This is a genomic window from Novipirellula artificiosorum (assembly GCF_007860135.1).
GTDB lineage: Bacteria > Planctomycetota > Planctomycetia > Pirellulales > Pirellulaceae > Novipirellula_A > Novipirellula_A artificiosorum.
The window spans coordinates 1-3,368 of the sequence record NZ_SJPV01000050.1; the positions used below are offsets into that span (position 1 = coordinate 1).

Genomic DNA, 3,368 nt, shown 5'->3' on the forward strand with positions numbered 1-3,368 from the left:
GTGCGCGTTTGCATGAGTCGTCAACTGCACCTGATTTGGTCGGTGACGAAAGAACTTTCACGATCACGCATCCGTTTCATCCGCTTAGGGGATGTCGGTTTGCGTTGGTGAGGCATCGAAAGAACTGGGGAGAGGATCGTGTCTATTTCCATGACGACGAGGGGCGTCTTCGCGCGATTGCTGCGTCCTGGACGAACTTTTCGTTACAAGACCCCTTTTGCAAGGTTGCCGCGGGTCGATGTGCGTTTCGTTTTGTTGACCTGAGTGAGTTGGTCGTTTTGCTACGTCAGATCGCTCATCGAACGGACGCTGCTTTGGAAAAACTACAGAAATGAGTGTCCACGGGATTTTGCCGTACGCGTCCACCGAATTACGCCGGACCCTGGAATCGTCTTGGCGAGTTCCGAATTGAATCCTCCTCAAATTAAGACGGATGATTAGTGTTGGAGGATCCAATCGCTCTCGATACGATGTTAGACGGCGTAAATTGGTAGACGCCACTGGCGGCCACTTTCATGGAGGAACGTGATGCACATCAACGAATCAAAACGGCAGCAGTTGCTGCAGCACGGGACATTGAATGAGCGTGCCGATGCGGTTACCAATCCACTTTTTGGTCACAGCGAATTCTTTGATCCACAGGACTTGGTGCTCGTTAAATATGAAATGCTGCGCTCGGTTCGCGTCGAAAACATCGCGGCTACCGAAGCGGCCAGGCAATTTGGCTTTTCTCGGTCGGGTTACTACAAGGTGCTGGCGAGTTTTCGACAGTCGGGGATTGCGGGGCTGATCCCTTCAGCGCCTGGCCCGCGCGGGGCTCATAAGTTGAACGAGGAACTCTTGGATTTCATCGACAACTGCCTCGCTGAAGACAGAACGCTTAGCTCATTACAACTAGCCGCGCTGGTACTTGATCAACATGAACTTAGCGTTCATCCGCGCAGCATCGAACGAGCTCTCGCACGACGCGAAAAAAAGGGGCGGTAAACGAAATGGGGGACCACCACGCTGAGGTCCAAGAGTGGATCACTCGTTATGAACAGTTGCGTCGGACTTGGCTTGAGTCACTGCGCGGTTGGGGGCAGTCGGTTTTCATTCGCAGCGGAATGATCGCCTGGCTGAAATACTGCTTGCCAGCGGTGTCCGCCGAAGCCTGGTCATCAAGCGGCGCGAGCGAGTTTAGCTCACCGCGTCCGATCACCGCCAGTGACGATTTGCAACGCCAACTCACTTGTGAGCTTACGAATCTGATTCTTCATCGCCAACAGGAGGTTGTGGCATGAATGCTCCCGCCAACCAAAAAGTCACGGCAAGTCATCTACAGCGAGATGCTTACCTTTACATCAGACAATCTACAATACGTCAAGTCTTTGAGAACAGCGAAAGCACTAAGCGCCAGTACGACCTGCGGCAGCGAGCGATTGCCTTGGGATGGCAGCCGGAAAGTGTGATCGTGATCGATAGTGACTTGGGCCAGTCGGGCGCCAGCGCGGTTGATCGTGAGGGATTTCAGCGTCTGGTCACGGAGGTGGGATTGGGACGCGCCGGAATTGTGCTGGGTCTAGAAGTTTCGCGACTGGCACGCAACTCGACTGACTGGCATCGCTTACTGGAGATCTGCGCGCTTACGGACACGCTAATCTTGGATGAAGACGGGCTATACGATCCATCGCATTTCAACGACCGCTTGCTGCTGGGATTAAAGGGAACGATGAGCGAAGCGGAACTGCATGTTTTGCGATCTCGGCTACGAGGTGGAATCGAAAACAAGGCGCGTCGCGGAGAACTAAGGATTCCACTACCGATCGGTCTGGTTTACGACCACACGGGCCGGGCCGTACTCGACCCCGACCAGCAAGTTCAGAATGCGATTGGCAAATTCTTCAAGACCTTTGAAGAAATCGGATCCGCATCAGGTACAGTCAAGTTATTTCGTCGTGAAGGGTGGAAGTTCCCTCGCAAACTGCGCAAGGGGCCTGGCAAGGGAGAAATGGTGTGGGGCGAACTGGAACACAGCCGCGCATTGCAGTTGTTGCACAATCCTCGCTATTCCGGCGCGTTTGTCTTTGGACGAACACGACATCTTAAACGACAGCCACAGGACCAGTGGCATACGTTCTTACCCGACGCTCACGACGGATATATCACCTGGGAACAGTTCCAACGTAATCTCCGGCGACTGGACGAGAACTCTCAAGCCAACGGCGCCGATCGTTGCAAGCGTCCCGCCGGCGAAGGACCCGCGTTGCTGCAGGGACTGGCCATCTGTGGGGTCTGCGGCAAACGCATGACGATTCGTTACCATACACGACAAACCCGTTTGGTGCCGCAGTACGTTTGCCAACGCGATGGCATCGCGAGAGGTGAACCTCTCTGCCAAAGCATTCCCGGCCAAAGCATTGACGAAGCGATCAGTCAGTTGCTGCTTAAGAAGGTAACCCCGTTGGCGATGGAAGTCACCTTGGCCGTGCAACACGAGCTTCAGGCTCGTCAAAACGAAGCAGATGCCTTGAGAAAACAGCAGGTAGAACGCGCTTCTTACGAAGCGGAGTTGGCTCGCAGTCGCTTCATGAAAGTTGATCCGAACAACCGCTTGGTCGCCGATTCATTGGAAGCGGAGTGGAATGACAAGTTGCGCGCACTGACCGAATCTCAGAATCTTTACACACTGCATCGAGAACAAGATTCTGCAGTCGTTAACGATTCAGTGCGTTCGGAAATCTTAGAGATGGCAACCAACTTTCCCAGACTGTGGAATGATCCCTGTGTCACGGATCAAGATCGCAAGCGAATCATTCGTCTGGTGGTTGAAGATGTAACGCTAAGTGTTGGCGAAACGATCACGACTCAGATCCGATTCAAGGGAGGCATGACTGAGACACTGCAGTTACCTCGGCCACTGAGAGCTTGGCAACTGCGACAAACCGATCCGAAAGTCATCGACGCAATCGACCAGCTCCTCGACGATCTTACCGATGGTCAAGTCGCCAACAGGCTCAACCTGGAAGGGATGCGAACCGGTGAAGGCTTGGAATTCACAGGCAATCTGGTGGCTCGAATACGCCGCGCCTACGCGATTCGACCACGGTATGATCGCCTGCGTGCGCGGGGACTACTGACCCAAACGGAACTTGCCAGGGAGCTTGGAGTCGCCAGAGTAACGGTCAGAACGTGGCGCAATCACGGGTTGCTCAAAGCACACCCCTACAACGACAAAAACGAGTGTTTATACGATCGCCCAGGGGAAGATCGACCGATAAAACAAATGGGCGTCAAACTAAAGGACCGAAGCCAAGATCTTGACGTCGTGTCTGAACGAACCGAAAAGGTGCAACATGAAGCATAGTCCTTCAAGTTCGGGCTTCGCG

Annotated in this window: 4 protein-coding genes; all 4 read left to right on the forward strand. The window is 53.9% G+C overall.

What is annotated here, in order from left to right; translation table 11 throughout:
• Positions 1 to 335, forward strand: a 335-nt coding sequence (locus Poly41_RS33630) for a DUF5372 family protein (RefSeq protein ID WP_197232000.1), incomplete at its 5' end; no start/stop codon positions are given.
• A gap of 193 nt (positions 336 to 528) precedes the next feature.
• A complete protein-coding gene (locus tag Poly41_RS33635; protein WP_146531754.1) occupies positions 529 to 987 on the forward strand; it encodes a COG3415 family protein in 459 nt (152 codons plus the stop codon).
• 5 nt (positions 988 to 992) lie between these two features.
• Positions 993 to 1,283: a hypothetical protein gene (locus Poly41_RS33640; RefSeq protein ID WP_146531755.1), complete on the forward strand. Its 291-nt coding sequence runs from the start codon at positions 993 to 995 to the stop codon at positions 1,281 to 1,283.
• On the forward strand, positions 1,280 to 3,346 hold the full coding sequence (locus Poly41_RS33645) for a recombinase family protein (RefSeq protein WP_146531756.1): 2,067 nt from the start codon (positions 1,280 to 1,282) through the stop codon (positions 3,344 to 3,346). The genes Poly41_RS33640 and Poly41_RS33645 overlap by 4 nt, the downstream gene beginning before the upstream one ends.
• The last annotated feature ends 22 nt before the right edge of the window (positions 3,347 to 3,368 follow it).

Excerpts from the sequence above, each read along its gene's own strand:
- Poly41_RS33635 (WP_146531754.1), top strand. The coding sequence starts at position 529 with ATGCACATCAACGAATCAAAACGGCAGCAGTTGCTGCAGCACGGGACA.
- Poly41_RS33640 (WP_146531755.1), top strand. The coding sequence starts at position 993 with ATGGGGGACCACCACGCTGAGGTCCAAGAGTGGATCACTCGTTATGAA.
- Poly41_RS33645 (WP_146531756.1), top strand. The coding sequence starts at position 1,280 with ATGAATGCTCCCGCCAACCAAAAAGTCACGGCAAGTCATCTACAGCGA.